We start from the raw sequence: 16,914 nt of genomic DNA, 5'->3' as shown, positions 1-16,914 counted from the left end.
TGAAAAAGCAAAGATTGTGATCCTCTCTACAAAATGGGAACGTTCCCAGTTCAAAATACCAGATCACGCGCTATGCTTATTCCATCTTATCCCTGCCTCTATCCCCAAATAATAAGGGGTCTACCCAAAGTAATTGGAGATGCAGGTAGGAAGCAAGCGTGCGAATCCCGATGAGCTGACACAGGTCAGTGATTCGGGTTTGTGACCGTGCTAACACCCCTGCAACTTCAAGTATGAAGGGTCTAAAATGAGCAAAGTAAACCAAGAAGATGTCACCAAACTTATTGAACTGGTGGGAGGCAGTGGCAATATTGCTACCGTGACCCATTGCATTACCCGTCTGCGTTTTGTGCTCAACGACCCGGCAAAAGCCGACCCCAAAGCTATTGAAGAACTGCGGATGGTAAAGGGGTGTTTCACCAATGCTGGGCAATTTCAGGTCGTTATTGGCCCGGAAGTCGGTGAATACTATCAGGCGCTGATTGCCAAAACCGGTCAGAATGAAGCCAATAAAGAGCAGGCCAAAGTGGCTGCCCGGCAAAATATGACCTGGTTCGAACGCGGTATCTCGCACTTCGCCGAAATTTTCTTCCCACTGTTACCTGCGCTGATCAGTGGGGGTTTGATCCTCGGTTTCCGTAACGTCATTGGTGATATCCCGATGAGCGGCGGATTGACGCTGGCGCAGATGCATCCTTTGTGGAAAACCATTTACGACTTCCTGTGGCTGCTGGGTGAAGCGATCTTCTTCTATCTGCCAGTGGGAATCTGTTGGTCGACCGTGAGGAAAATGGGCGGCACGCCCATTCTCGGTATCGTGCTGGGGATCACCCTGGTTTCACCGCAATTAATGAATTCCTACCTGCTCGGCCAGCAAATCCCGGATGTGTGGAACTTCGGTTGGTTTACCATTGAAAAAGTGGGTTATCAGGCGCAGGTTATCCCCTCCATGCTGGCAGGTGTCGCACTCGGTTATATCGAAACCCGTTTGAAACGCATCGTGCCGGATTATCTCTATCTGGTCATCGTCCCGGTTGTTTCACTGATTCTGGCGGTGTTCCTGGCGCATACATTGATCGGGCCATTTGGTCGCATGATCGGTGACGGCGTTGCCTGGGCAGTGAAAGCCGTCATGACCGGCAGCTTTGCACCGATTGGCGCAGCCCTGTTTGGTTTCCTGTATGCCCCGCTGGTCATAACCGGTGTACACCAAACCACGCTGGCAATCGATATGCAGATGATTCAGAGCATGGGTGGTACGCCAGTTTGGCCACTGATTGCCATTTCCAACATCGCTCAGGCATCAGCCGTTGTCGGTATCATTATCGTCAGCAGAAAAGAGAATGAGCGCGAAGTGTCTGTTCCCGCTGCGATTTCAGCATTCCTTGGCGTCACCGAACCGGCCATGTACGGGATAAACCTGAAATATCGCTTCCCGATGTTATGCGCCATGATCGGTTCCGCCGTTGCTTCTCTGATGTGCGGTCTCGCGGGCGTCACGGCCAACGGTATTGGTGTTGGCGGTCTGCCAGGCATCCTGTCCATCAAACCGCAATTCTGGGGAATTTTCTCCCTCGCCATGCTGGTTGCCATTGTGATCCCATTGCTGCTGACCATGTTGGTCTACAAGCGCAAGCTGCGCACCGGTAAATTGTTAATCGTGTAATCCGCTATACCCTGTAACTGCGCGGTGTTAAGGCCGCGCAGTTTTTACCTACTTTGATGAAAGAGAGTCGTTCCGATGAAAACATCCCTCCCCTGGTGGCAAAATGGTGTTATCTACCAAATCTATCCGAAGAGTTTCCAGGACAGTACCGGCAACGGCTTTGGCGATATCGCCGGGGTAACACGTCGTCTCGACTATCTGCAACAACTTGGTGTTGATGCTATCTGGTTAACGCCGGTCTATCTCTCACCGCAAGTGGATAATGGCTATGACGTGGCGGATTACTGCGCCATCGATCCGGCCTATGGCACCATGGATGATATGGATACCCTGATCGCCGCAGCACATCAGCGTGGCATTCGCCTCGTGATGGATATGGTGTTTAACCACACGTCGACGCAACATGAATGGTTCCAGCAGTCGCAGGACATCCACAGTCCTTATCGTCAGTTTTATATTTGGCGCGATGGCGAAGGCGATGGGCTGCCCAACAACTGGCGCTCAAAATTTGGCGGCAATGCCTGGCAATGGCACGCAGCCAGCGGCCAGTATTATTTGCACCTGTTCGCCACCGAGCAGGCCGATCTCAATTGGGAACATCCGCCCGTCCGCGATGAGTTGAAGAAGGTCTGCGAGTTCTGGGCTGATAAAGGTATTGATGGCCTGCGTTTGGACGTGATTAACCTGGTGTCCAAACAGCAGGATTTCCCAAATGACGATCGTGGTGATGGCCGCCGTTTCTATACCGATGGCCCACGTATCCATGAGTTTTTGCAGGAGTTCAGCCGCGAAGTCTTTCAGCCCAGAGGGTTGATGACCGTAGGCGAGATGTCCTCCACCAGTCTGGAAAGCTGCCGCCGCTATGGCGCACTCGATGGCAGCGAATTGTCGATGACCTTCAACTTTCATCACCTGAAAGTGGATTATCCGAATGGCGATAAATGGACGCTGGCCAAACCGGACTTTGTGCAGCTTAAACAGCTTTTCAACCAGTGGCAGCAAGGGATGCATGGCTATGCCTGGAATGCGCTGTTCTGGTGTAACCACGATCAGCCGCGCATCGTTTCACGCTTTGGCGATGAAGGGGAATTGCGGGTACCGGCCGCCAAAATGCTGGCAATGGTGCTGCACGGTATGCAAGGTACACCTTACATCTATCAGGGCGAAGAGATCGGTATGACCAATCCGGGTTATACACATCTCAATCACTACCGCGATGTCGAAAGCCTGAATATGTTCGCGGAACTCAAGGCCGCAGGCCAGAGTGAAGAACAATTGCTGGCAATTTTGCGCACTAAATCCCGAGACAATGGCCGCACACCGATGCAGTGGGACGACAGTAAAAATGCAGGATTCAGCGCAGGCACGCCGTGGATTGAACCTTGCGCCAACTACCCGCAGATCAATACGGTGCAGGCATTGACGGATACCGACTCCGTGTTTTACACCTATCAGCAATTGATTGTCCTGCGTAAGCAGATTCCACTGCTCACCTTCGGCGATTATCACGACTTGTTGCCGGAGCATCCGTCGGTGTGGTGTTATCAACGCAATGGGGATGGCCAGAAATTGCTGGTGCTGGCTAATCTCAGTGCCGAACCCCAGCATTGGGATGCGCAAACTTTACCCGCAGGCGGAACGTGGCGAGTGCTGATGAGCAACTATGCGGATGCAATCTCTGCACCGGCAACGCTGACATTGCGTCCGTTTGAAGCCATTTACTGGATACAAGATTAAGCAGGATTGACCTCCCCACGCGTGGTATTTGTATATTGCCACGCGTGTCATCAGTCAATTTTGTCCTCAAAAACCCCTCCCATGTGCTGTAAAAAAATTATTCCTTTGTTAATCAGCAGACTGCATCTCGGCACAGCATTGTTCAAATATTGAACGGCTCGCTTACATTTGGTCAGTGAATCTACTGATGCAAAAATTCTTTGTTCCAGGTCAAGAAAATGAGTATTAACTCTAGCGTTAATACTACATATGGTGTGTATAGTATGTCGCTGCACCTACATATAGTAGTTACCCATAAAGTCATCCACAACACCCTGCAGCCCATATCGGGCGCGGCTTTGCCCTGTGGATAACACAAAAAGGAGTGTCATTGTGAAACCAGTCGTGATTAAACGGGACGGTTGCCAGGTACCATTCGATGAAGTTCGCATCAAGGAGGCTGTGCAACGTGCTGCAGTCGCTGCAGGGGTGGACGACGCAGATTATTGTGCCACTGTCGCCCGCGTAGTCGCTTCTCACATGGAACACCAACAACGCGTAGATATTCATGAAATCCAGAACGCGGTTGAAAACCAGTTGATGTCTGGTCCTTACAAACAACTGGCCCGCACCTATATTGAATACCGCCACGATCGTGATGTTTCACGCGAACTGCGTGGACGCTTGAACCAGGAGATCCGTGGCCTGGTCGAGCAGAGCAACATGGCGTTGCTCAATGAAAACGCCAACAAAGACAGCAAAGTGATCCCAACGCAACGCGATCTGCTGGCAGGCATTGTCGCGAAGCACTATGCCAAACAGCATATCCTGCCGCGTGACGTCGTTCTGGCCCATGAACGCGGCGAGATTCATTATCACGATCTCGATTACTCCCCTTTCTTCCCGATGTTCAACTGCATGTTGATCGATCTGAAAGGGATGCTGACCCAAGGGTTCAAGATGGGGAATGCCGAGATTGAGCCGCCAAAATCAATCTCTACAGCCACTGCCGTCACCGCCCAGATCATTGCACAAGTTGCCAGCCATATTTATGGCGGTACAACCATTAACCGCATTGATGAAGTGCTCGCGCCTTTCGTCACTGAAAGTTTTAATAAACATAAAAAAGTGGCTGAGCAGTGGCAGATCCCGGATGTGGAAGGCTATGCCCATTCCCGTACCGAGAAAGAGTGTTACGACGCATTCCAATCGCTGGAATATGAAGTCAACACGCTGCACACCGCCAATGGTCAGACACCATTTGTCACCTTCGGCTTCGGTCTGGGAACCCAGTGGCAATCGCGCATGATTCAGCAGTCTATCCTGCGCAACCGCATTGCCGGGCTGGGTAAAAACCGCAAGACCGCCGTCTTCCCGAAACTGGTTTTTGCCATTCGTGACGGGCTGAACCATAAAGTGGGTGACGATAATTACGACATCAAACAACTGGCTTTGGAGTGCGCCAGCAAGCGCATGTACCCCGATATTCTTAACTACGATCAAGTGGTGAAAGTTACCGGTTCATTCAAGACTCCAATGGGCTGCCGCAGTTTTCTGGGCGTCTATGAAGAAAACGGCGAGATGATTCACGACGGCCGCAATAACCTCGGCGTCATTAGTCTCAACCTGCCGCGTATCGCGTTGGAAGCCGAAGGGGATGAATCCCGTTTCTGGACCCTGCTCGACGAACGTCTGATACTGGCGAAGAAAGCGCTGATGACGCGCATCGCCCGTCTGGAAAACGTTAAGGCACGGGTTGCGCCAATCCTGTATATGGAAGGTGCCTGCGGTGTTCGCCTGAAAGCTGATGACAGTATCGCTGGCATTTTCAAGAATGGCCGTGCATCAATTTCGCTGGGTTACATTGGTCTTCACGAAACCATTAATGCCCTGTTCAAGGGTGAGATGCATGTATTTGACAGTGAAAGACTGCGTGAGAAAGCGGTGGCAATCGTGGCCCGTCTGAAAACCGCCACGGATAGCTGGAAAGCAGAAACCGGTTATGGTTTCAGTCTGTACAGTACGCCAAGTGAAAATCTCTGCGACCGTTTCTGCCGGTTGGATACGGCCGAGTTTGGCGTCGTTCCAGGCGTTACCGACAAAGGCTACTACACCAACAGCTTCCATCTGGACGTCGAGAAAAAGGTCAATCCTTACGACAAGCTGGACTTCGAAGCCCCCTATCCGCCATTGGCGACCGGTGGATTCATCTGTTATGGCGAATACCCGAACCTGCAACACAATCTGAAAGCGCTGGAAGATGTGTGGGATTATAGCTACACCTGCGTGCCTTATTACGGCACCAATACCCCCATTGATGAGTGTTATGAGTGTGGTTTTACAGGCGAATTTGAGTGTACCAGTAAAGGGTTCACCTGCCCGAAATGCGGTAATCATGACTCCACCAAAGTCTCGGTAACCCGCCGCGTCTGCGGTTATCTGGGCAGCCCTGATGCGCGGCCTTTCAATGCCGGGAAGCAGGAAGAAGTGAAGCGTCGCGTGAAACACCTGAAAAACGGCCTGTTGGGCTGATAAACCGGCGTTGCCCCCTCCCCGGTTTATGGGGAGGGCTCTTTCAGTTGTAGAATCCGCATGTCGCAAGGTGAGAACAGAGTATGAATTACCACCAGTATTATCCCATCGACGTGGTTAACGGACCTGGCACCCGATGCTCATTGTTCGTTTCAGGTTGCGTCCATGAATGTCGTGGCTGCTATAACAAAAGCACCTGGAAACTCGACTCTGGCATCCCTTTTACCCGTGAAATGGAAGATCGGATCATCGACGATCTGAACGATACCCGCGTTAAACGTCAGGGATTGTCGCTTTCTGGTGGCGATCCACTGCATCCGCAAAATGTGCCAGCGATTTTGCAATTGGTGCAACGGGTGCGGACGGAATGTGTTGATAAGGATATCTGGGTATGGACGGGTTATCAGTTATCTGAACTGACGCCACTGCAAAATCAGGTCGTGGCTCTGATCAATGTGCTGGTGGATGGGAAGTTCGTGCAGGATCTGAAAGATCCCTCACTGATCTGGCGCGGAAGCAGTAATCAGGTGATCCATAAACTGCGGTGATTCTTTAAATTCCATTCAGTAAAAAATCAAATGCGTCCTTGATCTCATAAATTTCCGCATCCAATTGTCGCACGCATTGCCCCACTTCACGCGCAGAAACTCCGCCCATCATATGCGTCATAACCACATACTGCCGTGTTTCTATCGTAATGATTGGGCATAAATTTGCAGGCGGAAGACTCTGTAAACGATCCAGCGGAATTAAAGGAATCATCAACGTATGACTAAATTTATCTGCAAAGGGATGATGGATATTGAGAAGGTAAGGGTAGGCTTTTTTACCCGCACCTTCATTTTCATAAACAGCATATTGCTCCATCAAAACGCTCGCTGATATTCAGAGAAATGCCCATTTTCTTCGGTATACTTATTGATGGCATCAATACCTTTCTGATTTTCTATCAGCCATTTTTCACGCGCTTCTGCCCTCAACTTCCCGGCAACCGCTTCCGCCAGAATCGCTGAAAGGTTGTAACCATGCTCACGCGCTTGCGCATGTAATTCCCGATCCAAAGTTACATTCAATGATCTTTTTGAAGACATGTGCTCTTTAGCAGGCATAACTCACCCCCATATATAATGCGCATTGACAATGTACAGTATAAAATTCATCCACCAGGTAGTCAAAGCTTAAACAAGAAGATGTCATTAACCGGCTTAACCCAATTACAGGCGAGCGTTGATTGCTACTGGCCAAGGCGACAGGGAGCATCGCTTTCATGCGGAGGAATTCAGCGTTTTTTGCTAACACATTACCACAGGGATCATACCCCGTCCCAACCCCACCATGACATAACGTCGGCCTTAGCCATTGTTGAGCCACTGCGCTCGCAAAGAATGTTACTGACCCGCCTAGTCATAAAATTGATGAATGGCTTCTGAATAATTCACTCAATAAAGAGATCTCAGCAGCTTCTGACGGCATGGTAATCACGCCTTAATATGGTGCATAAAAACAAGAAAAATCCCATTTCGCACTATTTTGGGGAAACCGGCGGCGTTGAGATGACATTAAATGTGATTTAAATCACAATTTCACCACAATTTTGCCAAATCCAGATAACTGCATAACTATGCACTTATGCGGTTTTTTATTTCCCAAAAACGTTTCCAAATTTAACAAGCCATTAGCGGATAACGCTGGTTGAGTCTGTTCAATTAATAGTCATTAATTGGCCGGAATCCGCAGGGCTGTGGCTTAATTCTGTTTACACGTTGTAATATTTTTACGCTCGTAAATAGTCTGTTAAATATTGCTGCCGTTTATTTCTGCCTAAACGTTCAAAAAAAATGATTCCTTATCTGCCCTTAAGTCAAATAATTAAACTGGCAAAAATTTAACGCTATTTAAAAGTGATCCCGCTCATAGTCCAAAATTTTTTTAAGCTTAAACTTGCGTCGTCATTAACTGCTCAAGATAAATTTGAGGCTCAGAAAATGGAAAACAACAATAAAAAAATGTCGCATATTAGGCGAACAACTCACATTATGAAGATGGCTCACCGTAGCTGCTTTAATTTCGCTTTTTATAACTCCAAGTAAACCACGTCAATATGACTCCGTTTTATAACGGTTAGTCATCCTCCTCTATTGGAAAACACAACGCGTTCCGCTTATTGCGGCAGAACCCTTATTGTATTTTTCCTGGAAGCCGGAACTTAGCCGTTAAAAAAAATTATGATTTCCGCTATGGAAGTCTGTTAACGCATATCAGCATGCGAAGAGTACATTAATTCTTTTGACAGAATTGATGCGGACTGTTTCGCCCTGAATTTTGCGAACTTTTTTTTCAGCCATTTAATTCGGTTGAAGGGAATCGTTCGCCTTAAATAAAATAGAGATTAGCATGAAAAAATTAAATATTGCGGCCAGCCACACTGTCGTGAACTGTTTTGATACGCAAAGAGAGGTGGTGGATATTCATCACACTGATTTTAACGATATTGCCGCAGCCGTTCTTTCCGTAGAAGATGTCCGCAACGGATTTATTCAGCACATTGAAACCACTGGATTCTCCATTCCCGTTTTTGTTGCGGTCTGTTACGAAGAGGAATTGGACAGCAGCGTATTGGCATCTCTGAAGGGTGTTTTCGAACTTTGCACCACACACGGTGAATTCTACGGAAAACAACTCGAAGCCGCAGCGCTAAAATATGAAAATGAACTGCTGCCACCGTTCTTTAACACGTTGCAGCAGTACGTGGCGATGGGGAACTCAACCTTCGCCTGCCCAGGGCATCAGGGGGGTGAATTCTTCCGTAAACACCCGGCAGGACGCCAGTTCTTTGAATTCTTCGGCGAGACACTTTTCCGCTCGGACATGTGCAATGCCGACGTCAAACTCGGCGATCTCCTTATTCATGAGGGCGCACCTTGCGATGCACAAATGCACGCAGCAAAAGTCTTCAATGCAGATAAAACCTATTTCGTGCTGAATGGCACCTCAGCCTCCAATAAAGTGGTTTGCAACGCATTATTGAGCCGTGGCGATCTGGTGCTGTTTGACCGTAATAATCACAAGTCCAATCATCACGGTGCACTGATTCAGGCCGGTGCCACACCGGTATATCTGGAGACCGCCCGTAACCCATTCGGGTTTATCGGCGGTATTGATGCGCACTGTTTCGAAGAGCGTTATCTGCGCGACCAGATCCGTAAAACCGATCCGGAAAAAGCTGAGAAAGCGCGCCCATTCCGTTTGGCTATCATCCAGTTAGGGACTTACGACGGTACAATTTATAACGCACGTCAGGTTGTCGATAAAATCGGCCACCTGTGCGATTACATTCTGTTTGATTCAGCGTGGGTGGGCTATGAACAGTTTATCCCGATGATGAAAGATTGCTCGCCACTGCTGTTGGAACTGACGGAAAACGATCCCGGAATTATCGTGACCCAGTCCGTGCATAAACAGCAGGCCGGTTTTTCACAAACGTCACAAATCCATAAAAAAGACAAACATATCAAAGGACAATCACGGTATTGCAATCATAAGCGCTTTAACAATGCCTTCATGTTGCACGCCTCGACCAGCCCTTTTTACCCGCTGTTCGCTGCCCTTGATGTGAACGCAAAAATGCACGAAGGCAACAGTGGTCGACGCCTGTGGTTGGAATGCGTCAAGACAGGGATTGAAGCACGTAAAATGTTGCTGAATACCTGCGAAATGATCCGGCCCTTTGTTCCCGCAATGATTGATGGCAAACCCTGGGAAAGCTTCAAGACGCAGGATATGGCCAATGATCTGCGTTTCTTCAACTTTATTCCCGATGATAAATGGCATGGTTTCGAAGGATATGCGCAATCACAATATTTCATTGACCCCTGTAAATTACTACTGACGACGCCGGGGATTGATACCCAAAGCGGCGGATATACCGAGTTCGGTATTCCGGCAACAATATTGGCCAATTACTTACGTGAGAACGGTATTGTCCCAGAAAAATGCGACCTCAATTCTATTTTATTCCTGCTGACGCCAGCGGAAGATATCGCAAAAATGCAGCATCTGGTGGCATTAATCACGCGCTTTGAAAAACATATTTTACAAGATTCATTGTTAAGTGAGGTATTGCCAACGGTGTATAAAAATAATGAATCCCGTTATCGCGGTTATACCATCAGGAAATTATGTCAGGAAATGCACGATCTTTATGTCAGCTATGATGTGAAGCAACTGCAAAAAGATATGTTCCGCGAACGTTATTTCCCACAGGCGGTGATGAATCCACAAGATGCCAATGCTGCCCTTGTCCGTGGAGAAGTTGAATTAGTCTCCCTGAGTAAAGCAGAGGGCCGTATCGCGGCGGAAGGTGCCCTGCCTTATCCTCCTGGCGTATTGTGCGTGGTGCCCGGCGAGCGCTGGGGCGGTGCAGCGCAACGTTATTTCCTGGCTCTGGAAGAGGGTATTAATCTCTTGCCTGGTTTCTCTCCGGAATTACAGGGTGTTTATATCCAACACGATCCGGATGGCTGGAAACGTGCGTACGGTTACGTTATTTCGAATTGATTAATACGTCCTTTCTCACTCAAGGCTACGGATATATTCCGTAGCCGAAAAATAATGATAAAAGAGAGATTCAACATGAGTAAATCAAATAATAAGATGGGAGTCGTCCAACTGACCATCTTGACTGCCGTCAATATGATGGGTTCCGGGATAATTATGCTCCCCACCAAACTGGCTGAAGTGGGAACCATCTCCGTTGTTTCATGGTTGGTCACTGCCTTGGGGTCGATGTCGCTGGCCTATGCTTTCGCCAAATGCGGTATGTTCAGCCGCAAATCCGGCGGAATGGGCGGTTATGCTGAGTACGCGTTCGGAAAATCCGGCAACTTCATGGCCAACTATACCTATGGTGTTTCATTGTTGATCGCCAATATTGCCATTGCCATTTCTGCCGTGGGATATGGAACGGAGCTATTCGGGGCAACAATTTCGCCCGTCGGTATCTGTCTGGCGACGATTGGCGTGCTGTGGCTGGCTACCGCGGCAAACTTTGGTGGTGCGCGCATCACCGGGCAGATCAGTAGCATTACCGTATGGGGCGTGATTATTCCGGTGGTGGGTATTTCACTGTTTGGCTGGTTCTGGTTCAGTGGCGATGCGTATGTTGCCGCGTGGAACCCTCACCATGTCCCGGTGTTTGAGGCTGTAGGTTCTTCCATTTCCATGACGTTATGGGCATTCCTGGGTTTGGAATCTGCCTGTGCCAACACCGATGTGGTGGACAATCCAGAACGTAACGTCCCGATCGCCGTGCTTTGCGGGACGCTGGGAGCAGCGGTGGTTTACATTGTTTCCACCAATGTGATTGCCGGTATCGTGCCGAATATGGATCTGGCGAATTCGACTGCGCCTTTTAGTCTGGCTTTCTCACATATGTTTTCGCCCGGTGTAGGTAAAATTATCATGGCCTTGATGATCATGTCCTGCGTCGGTTCCCTGCTCGGCTGGCAGTTCACCATTGCCCAGGTCTTTAAATCCTCTGCGGATGCGGGCTTCTTCCCTAAAATATTTTCGAAGGTTTCCAAAGCCGGTGCGCCAATAAAAGGCATGCTGACCATCGTTATTCTGCAAACGGCGATGTCTTTCATGACCATCAGCCCTTCGCTGAATAAACAATTCAATGTGCTAGTGAATCTGGCCGTCGTGACCAATATCATTCCATATATTCTTTCGATGGCGGCATTGATAGTGATGCAGAAAACGGCCAACGTCCCCGCCGGAAAAGCGCGAACCGCCAATATCATCGCAGGTATCGGTGCACTGTACAGTTTCTATGCATTATACAGCTCAGGCGACGAAGCAATGATGTGGGGCGCGATCGCCACGTTCCTCGGCTGGTCGCTTTACGGACTGGTTTCCCCTCGCTTCGAGTTCGTCAATAAACCGCGATAAATACAGATAATTATTTGACTCAGACTGCGCCGTTCTGGCGCAGTTGATCGGATTCGAGTACATGGACACCCGGCGCAGGAGCGGCGAAGGCTGCGCGTAACATCGCCTGCGCGACCATTTTTCCTTCTATTCCTTTCAGCTTGCCCGGCAAGAGTTTGAACAGCGGCGCGCTTATCTCTTCCAGCAGTCGACGTGATGAACGATGCCCCGTCAGCATAGAAGGACGGGCAATGGTTAGTTGCGGCCAATTCTGCTGGTGCAACGCCTGCTCCATCTCCCCTTTGACTTTGTTGTAGAAAAACAGGGAGTGCGCATCTGCACCTACGGCACTGACCACCAGCATATGCTGTGCACCAAGACGTCGCCCAGCAATGCCACTTTCCACCACCAATTGGTAATCTACATGCCGGAACGCCTCTTTGCTGCCGGCTTGCTTACGGGTGGTTCCCAGACAACAAAAGACGATATCGACCGGGCTCTCGAGTGCGGCCAGTTGCGCAGAGAGATTTTCCTGATGCGGATTATCGAGTTTATGCATGGCAGCGAGAGGACGCCGCGTCGGGGCGATGATCGAGGTGACGCGTTCATCACCCTGCAAAAGTTGTAACAGTTCGCCGCCAACCAGTCCACTGGCACCCACTAATAAGACCTTGGTCATAGAATCTCCCTTTATGTTGTTTCAAGTATAGGCCGCTGGCACCTCAGTTTTCCCTTTGCCAGAGTAACTTTTTACCGAACCCCAGTTTATTGTCGGTCATTTTGATTTCCTGGAGTGCCAATTGCCATACGGGGGCGGGTATCGCCTTCGCGACGGGAAACAGTGCGCAATATACTGACCTCGCCACTCTCTCTGCTTCCCCGGCCAATACCTGCGCCTGTGCGCTATATTGAATGCCCTGAATCAGGGCGACCGTTTTAGGCTGATTGGCAATGGTTCCCACGACAAACGGATTAGAGGCCATCAGTGCCCCGTGCCGCGTTTTATGTTCCGTCATGATGTACAGCGACATCGCCGGCTCATTGAAAACGTAGAAGCAGTTTGCCGACCACATGTCGCCATTCGCCATGGCGCATAGCGCCAGCACGTGGTGTTTTTTCAAAAAATGGCAGATGGAGACAAGGTGTTCGGGATTATTCATTGGGGCTCCAGACTCATCATCACGTCATGATTCAGATTCAATCCTTGAAGGACATCATAGTTCATCGAACTCTGGCAAATTTCGCCCGCTTCACCCGCAAAGGAATTGCATATGAAATCTGAAAAGTTCATTCTGCTACTTTATCCCTGTAATGCACTGATTGTACCCTAACCGACTAATATGACTGAATTACCCAAAAGCCCTGAGTGGCATTTATATATTTTGCAGACTGCGGCAGGAATGCTGTATACCGGAATCACCACGGACGTCACACGCCGACTGGATCAGCATCAATCAGGAAAAGGCGCCAAGGCGCTGCGGGGAAAAGGCGATCTTGCTCTGGTCTACCATTGCCTTGCGGGTAACCGTTCATCTGCACTGAAGATGGAATACCGCATCAAGCAATTGACGCATAAACAAAAAGAGAGGCTGATTCTAAACCAGCCCCTCTCTATTGAAAGCTTTCTCAGCGAAAATTAAAACCGGTCAAAAGGTGCTGGAAACTCAACGAGGCCAGAAACCCCATTCAGCGCATCCTCTGCCAAAGGATAAACCTGAAAAGCGCTTTCGGTATCTGACCAGCGGCAATGAAGGTTATGCTCCGCCGCCGCTTTGAAGCCAAAACGGCCGTAGTAAGCTGGATCGCCCAGCACCACAACGGCCGCATAGCCAAATTCATTCAGGGAATCGAGCCCTTCATAAACCAGCTTTTCGGCCAACCCCTGGCGGCGCAGACTTTCATCGACGGCCAGCGGAGCCAAGGCGACCCACTGCCGATCTTCACCCCCAAGTTCAACCGGGCAGAATGCGGCATAACCGACAACCCCACCTTCGTCGTCAGTCGCAACCACACCTAATGTGAGCAGCCCGTCTTCACGCAACTGTTGCACCAGATCGGCTTCATCACCGGTCTTGAATGAACGGCGCAGCAGGCTATCTATTCCCGCCGCATCTACGGGTATTTCGACGCGGATTAACATGATTCGACAACACGGGAGGCGGGTACCGTGTCCTCTTTCAATCCAGCCTCAACAAAATCCGCCAATTGCAGCAGGCCATTTCGCAGCAGCGCAGGCATGGATTCAAGTTCAATCGCATCCATCAGATTCTTCACGTAAAGTCCCAATTCGGTATCACCTTCAATGCGCAGGCGACGCTGGAAAAATAATGTATCCGGATCTTCTTTACGTGCAGCGATCAGGATCAGATCGTTGGCTTCGGCACTGAAACTGACGTCTGCTTCACCGTGCTCACTCACCACCAATTTGTCTTCTTCCACCGTCATGAACCATTGCAGGCCCAGATCGCGGACGTCAATTTTCAGCCAGCGCCCTTCCAGGAAATCAAGTTCCCCTTCTGCCAACGCCTGACGCAGTTGCCAGCTCAGAACCTGTTGCAATACCTGACGCTGCAGAGCAAACGGTGTGAACTTTAACGGTACGCGCAGCAGCGACGGCCCCTGACGCACGATGCGTGCTCGTAGTTTTTCCAACACTGGCATTTACTCCTCTCAGTAAAGAATGTCGCTATTTTGCCACAGCGGTAAAAAGGTTCAGCGGCCTATATCAATAAATTCTGCATCAGAATTGAACGGAATGTAACGAAAAATACGAAAACAACCTTTATCAATACGTTAGAAACTGCCTCAAATCAAAATATGTCGCCGCGAGGTTAACTAAAATTGCAGTCCGTTAAAATTTATCCGTTGTTGATAACAAATATCGGCAATGGATGGAATTACTTATTTTTGCAACGCGTCAGGGCAACTGCCCCACGTTGCCAAGCCAGGAAATCGCTATGGAGTTATTGTGTCCCGCAGGCAATCTGCCTGCGTTGAAGGCTGCCATCGACAACGGCGCAGATGCTGTTTACATCGGCCTGAAAGATGATACCAATGCGCGACACTTTGCCGGGCTAAACTTTACCGAGAAAAAACTTCAAGAGGCGGCCAACTACGTTCACCGCCACCGCCGCAAGCTGCATATCGCCATTAACACCTTTGCCCATCCCGATGGTTTCGAACGTTGGGAACGTGCCGTGGATATGGCGGCGCAACTGGGTGCCGATGCGCTGATCCTGGCCGATCTGGCGATGCTTGATTACGCAGCCCGCCGCTATCCCCATGTAGAACGGCATGTTTCTGTCCAGGCATCCGCGACAAATGAAGAAGCGATCTCTTTCTATCAACGTAATTTTGATGTCGCCCGCGTGGTTCTGCCGCGCGTGCTCTCCATGCATCAGGTAAAACAGTTGTCGCGCTCCAGCAGCGTACCGCTGGAAGTTTTTGCTTTCGGCAGTCTGTGCATTATGGCCGAAGGCCGCTGCTATCTCTCTTCGTATCTGACCGGTGAATCACCGAACACCGTGGGAGCCTGCTCGCCTGCGCGTTTTGTCCGCTGGCAGCAAACACCAAAAGGGATGGAATCGCGCCTGAATGAAGTGCTGATTGACCGTTACGACGAAGGTGAAAACGCCGGATATCCCACACTGTGCAAGGGGCGCTATCTGGTCGATGGCACCCGCTACCATGCGCTTGAAGAACCCACCAGCCTGAACACGTTGGAACTGTTGCCGGAACTGTTCGCCGCCAATATCGCTTCGGTCAAAATTGAGGGGCGTCAACGCAGTCCGGCTTATGTCAGCCAGGTCGCCCGCGTATGGCGTCAGGCAATAGATCGCTACAAGGCAAATCCAGAGGCTTTCAAGGCCGACGCCGCATGGATGGAAACACTCGGATCCATGTCGGAAGGGACGCAAACCACCCTCGGTGCGTATCACCGTAAATGGCAGTAATTGCAGGAATGAATATGAAATATTCTTTAGGTGCCATTCTTTACTATTGGCCGAAAGCAGAGACGGAAGCGTTCTACCAGAGCGCAGTCAACAGTAGTGCAGATATTATCTATCTGGGTGAGACGGTCTGTACCAAACGCCGTGAAATGAAGGTCAACGATTGGCTGGATGTCGCGCGGGAAGTGGCAAAGTCGGGCAAGCAAGTGGTTATTTCCACGCTTGCGCTGTTGCAGGCGCCCTCTGAACTCAATGAGTTGAAGCGCTACGTTGAGAATGGGGAGTTCTTGCTGGAGGCCAACGATCTGGGTGCCGTAAACATGGCAGCAGATCGCAAACTCCCTTTTGTAGCCGGACATGCCCTGAACTGCTATAACGCCTATACGCTGAAGATTTTGCAGCAACAGGGCATGGTGCGTTGGTGTATGCCGGTTGAGCTTTCACGTGACTGGCTGGAAAAGCTACTGAACCAATGCGACGAACTTGGTTTTCGCGACCAATTTGAGGTTGAGGTTCTGAGCTATGGTCATTTGCCCCTCGCCTATTCTGCCCGATGCTTTACCGCCCGCTCGGAAAACCGTGGTAAGGACGAGTGCGAAACCTGCTGTATTAATTACCCGCAGGGCAGAAAAGTCCTGTCGCAGGAAAATCAGCAGGTTTTTGTTCTCAATGGAATTCAGACGCAAAGTGGTTACTGCTATAACCTGGGCAATGAGTTAAAAACGATGGCCGATCTGGTGGATATTGTGCGGCTTTCACCCGAGAGCCTGGATACCCTGTCAGTGCTGGAGCAATTCCGCGCCAATGAGCAAGGCAACACACCGTTGAAACTGGTTGATCGTACGGATTGTAATGGTTACTGGCGGCGCGTTTCAGGGTTGGAACTGCTGCGATAATCCCTTACGACAGGCCGGGCCACCGGTCTGTCTCTTCCGATAACCTGCTTTCCTCCTCTATTGAGCACTTCCATCATCCCCCATCCCCGTTTATTCGCGTCTTTGCGCGTTTATCGGGTAGAAGTCAAACGCTATTTTTTTTCATACCCTGCCGCATATCCAGTTTTTTATGCTTATTAGAAGGAAATATTTATACAAATACAGATTATTCCGCCAACATTAACAT

Annotated in this window: 16 protein-coding genes; 10 read left to right on the top strand and 6 right to left on the bottom strand. The window is 49.8% G+C overall.

Translation table 11 applies throughout. From position 1 onward, the window contains the following. Positions 1-247 precede the first annotated feature (247 nt). From treB to nrdG, 4 genes are all read left to right on the top strand, one after another. Positions 248-1,666, top strand: a complete 1,419-nt coding sequence (gene treB / locus DRI82_RS04060) for a PTS trehalose transporter subunit IIBC (RefSeq protein ID WP_114192213.1) — start codon at positions 248-250, stop codon at positions 1,664-1,666. 75 nt (positions 1,667-1,741) lie between these two features. After that, positions 1,742-3,403 carry an alpha,alpha-phosphotrehalase gene (treC, locus tag DRI82_RS04055; protein WP_114192212.1) on the top strand — a complete coding sequence of 554 codons (1,662 nt, stop codon included), beginning with the start codon at positions 1,742-1,744 and terminating at the stop codon, positions 3,401-3,403. 372 nt (positions 3,404-3,775) lie between these two features. Beyond that, positions 3,776-5,914, top strand: coding sequence for an anaerobic ribonucleoside-triphosphate reductase (gene nrdD / locus DRI82_RS04050; RefSeq protein WP_114192211.1), 2,139 nt, complete (start codon positions 3,776-3,778; stop codon positions 5,912-5,914). An 83-nt stretch (positions 5,915-5,997) separates the two neighbouring features. Beyond that, a complete protein-coding gene (gene nrdG, locus DRI82_RS04045; protein WP_114192210.1) occupies positions 5,998-6,462 on the top strand; it encodes an anaerobic ribonucleoside-triphosphate reductase-activating protein in 465 nt (154 codons plus the stop codon). 4 nt (positions 6,463-6,466) lie between these two features. Here the strand turns inward: nrdG and DRI82_RS04040 are convergent, their stop codons facing one another. Both DRI82_RS04040 and DRI82_RS04035 read right to left on the bottom strand, forming a co-directional pair. Beyond that, positions 6,467-6,781, bottom strand: coding sequence for a CcdB family protein (locus tag DRI82_RS04040; RefSeq protein ID WP_114192209.1), 315 nt, complete (start codon positions 6,779-6,781; stop codon positions 6,467-6,469). Continuing rightward, positions 6,781-7,023, bottom strand: a complete 243-nt coding sequence (locus tag DRI82_RS04035) for a type II toxin-antitoxin system CcdA family antitoxin (RefSeq protein WP_114192208.1) — start codon at positions 7,021-7,023, stop codon at positions 6,781-6,783. The genes DRI82_RS04040 and DRI82_RS04035 overlap by 1 nt, the downstream gene beginning before the upstream one ends. Before the next feature lie 876 nt (positions 7,024-7,899). On the opposite strand from DRI82_RS04035, the gene speFL reads away from it, so the two are divergent. From speFL to potE, 3 genes are all read left to right on the top strand, one after another. Further along, positions 7,900-8,004, top strand: a complete 105-nt coding sequence (gene speFL, locus DRI82_RS04030) for a leader peptide SpeFL (RefSeq protein WP_114192418.1) — start codon at positions 7,900-7,902, stop codon at positions 8,002-8,004. 304 nt (positions 8,005-8,308) lie between these two features. Next, complete coding sequence (speF, locus tag DRI82_RS04025) at positions 8,309-10,471, top strand: ornithine decarboxylase SpeF (RefSeq protein ID WP_114192207.1); 2,163 nt, start codon at positions 8,309-8,311, stop codon at positions 10,469-10,471. Positions 10,472-10,546: 75 nt separating this feature from the next. Beyond that, positions 10,547-11,863: a putrescine-ornithine antiporter gene (gene potE, locus DRI82_RS04020; protein WP_114192206.1), complete on the top strand. Its 1,317-nt coding sequence runs from the start codon at positions 10,547-10,549 to the stop codon at positions 11,861-11,863. 19 nt (positions 11,864-11,882) lie between these two features. On the opposite strand, the gene DRI82_RS04015 is transcribed toward potE, so the two are convergent. Together DRI82_RS04015 and DRI82_RS04010 are read right to left on the bottom strand one after the other, a co-directional pair. Continuing rightward, positions 11,883-12,521 carry a Rossmann-fold NAD(P)-binding domain-containing protein gene (locus tag DRI82_RS04015; RefSeq protein ID WP_114192205.1) on the bottom strand — a complete coding sequence of 213 codons (639 nt, stop codon included), beginning with the start codon at positions 12,519-12,521 and terminating at the stop codon, positions 11,883-11,885. A gap of 43 nt (positions 12,522-12,564) precedes the next feature. Then, positions 12,565-13,002: a YhbP family protein gene (locus DRI82_RS04010; RefSeq protein ID WP_114192204.1), complete on the bottom strand. Its 438-nt coding sequence runs from the start codon at positions 13,000-13,002 to the stop codon at positions 12,565-12,567. Positions 13,003-13,182: 180 nt separating this feature from the next. Between DRI82_RS04010 and DRI82_RS04005 the strand changes: the two genes are divergently transcribed. Further along, on the top strand, positions 13,183-13,482 hold the full coding sequence (locus DRI82_RS04005) for a GIY-YIG nuclease family protein (RefSeq protein ID WP_114192203.1): 300 nt from the start codon (positions 13,183-13,185) through the stop codon (positions 13,480-13,482). Here DRI82_RS04005 and DRI82_RS04000 read toward each other — a convergent pair. Next, positions 13,479-13,982, bottom strand: coding sequence for a GNAT family N-acetyltransferase (locus tag DRI82_RS04000; protein ID WP_114192202.1), 504 nt, complete (start codon positions 13,980-13,982; stop codon positions 13,479-13,481). The two genes, DRI82_RS04005 and DRI82_RS04000, sit on opposite strands and share 4 nt — an antisense overlap. After that, positions 13,976-14,497, bottom strand: coding sequence for a ubiquinone anaerobic biosynthesis accessory factor UbiT (ubiT, locus tag DRI82_RS03995; protein ID WP_114192417.1), 522 nt, complete (start codon positions 14,495-14,497; stop codon positions 13,976-13,978). Before ubiT ends, DRI82_RS04000 begins: the two co-directional genes overlap by 7 nt. Before the next feature lie 302 nt (positions 14,498-14,799). Between ubiT and ubiU the strand changes: the two genes are divergently transcribed. Both ubiU and DRI82_RS03985 read left to right on the top strand, forming a co-directional pair. Then, positions 14,800-15,795: a ubiquinone anaerobic biosynthesis protein UbiU gene (ubiU, locus tag DRI82_RS03990; RefSeq protein WP_114192201.1), complete on the top strand. Its 996-nt coding sequence runs from the start codon at positions 14,800-14,802 to the stop codon at positions 15,793-15,795. A gap of 14 nt (positions 15,796-15,809) precedes the next feature. Further along, positions 15,810-16,688, top strand: coding sequence for a U32 family peptidase (locus DRI82_RS03985; protein ID WP_114192200.1), 879 nt, complete (start codon positions 15,810-15,812; stop codon positions 16,686-16,688). The last annotated feature ends 226 nt before the right edge of the window (positions 16,689-16,914 follow it).

Origin of the sequence: Edaphovirga cremea (genome assembly GCF_003332275.1) — a bacterium.
GTDB lineage: Bacteria > Pseudomonadota > Gammaproteobacteria > Enterobacterales > Enterobacteriaceae > Edaphovirga > Edaphovirga cremea.
The sequence above is the reverse complement of the archived record's forward strand: the minus strand, read 5'-3'. Positions and strand labels throughout refer to the sequence as shown.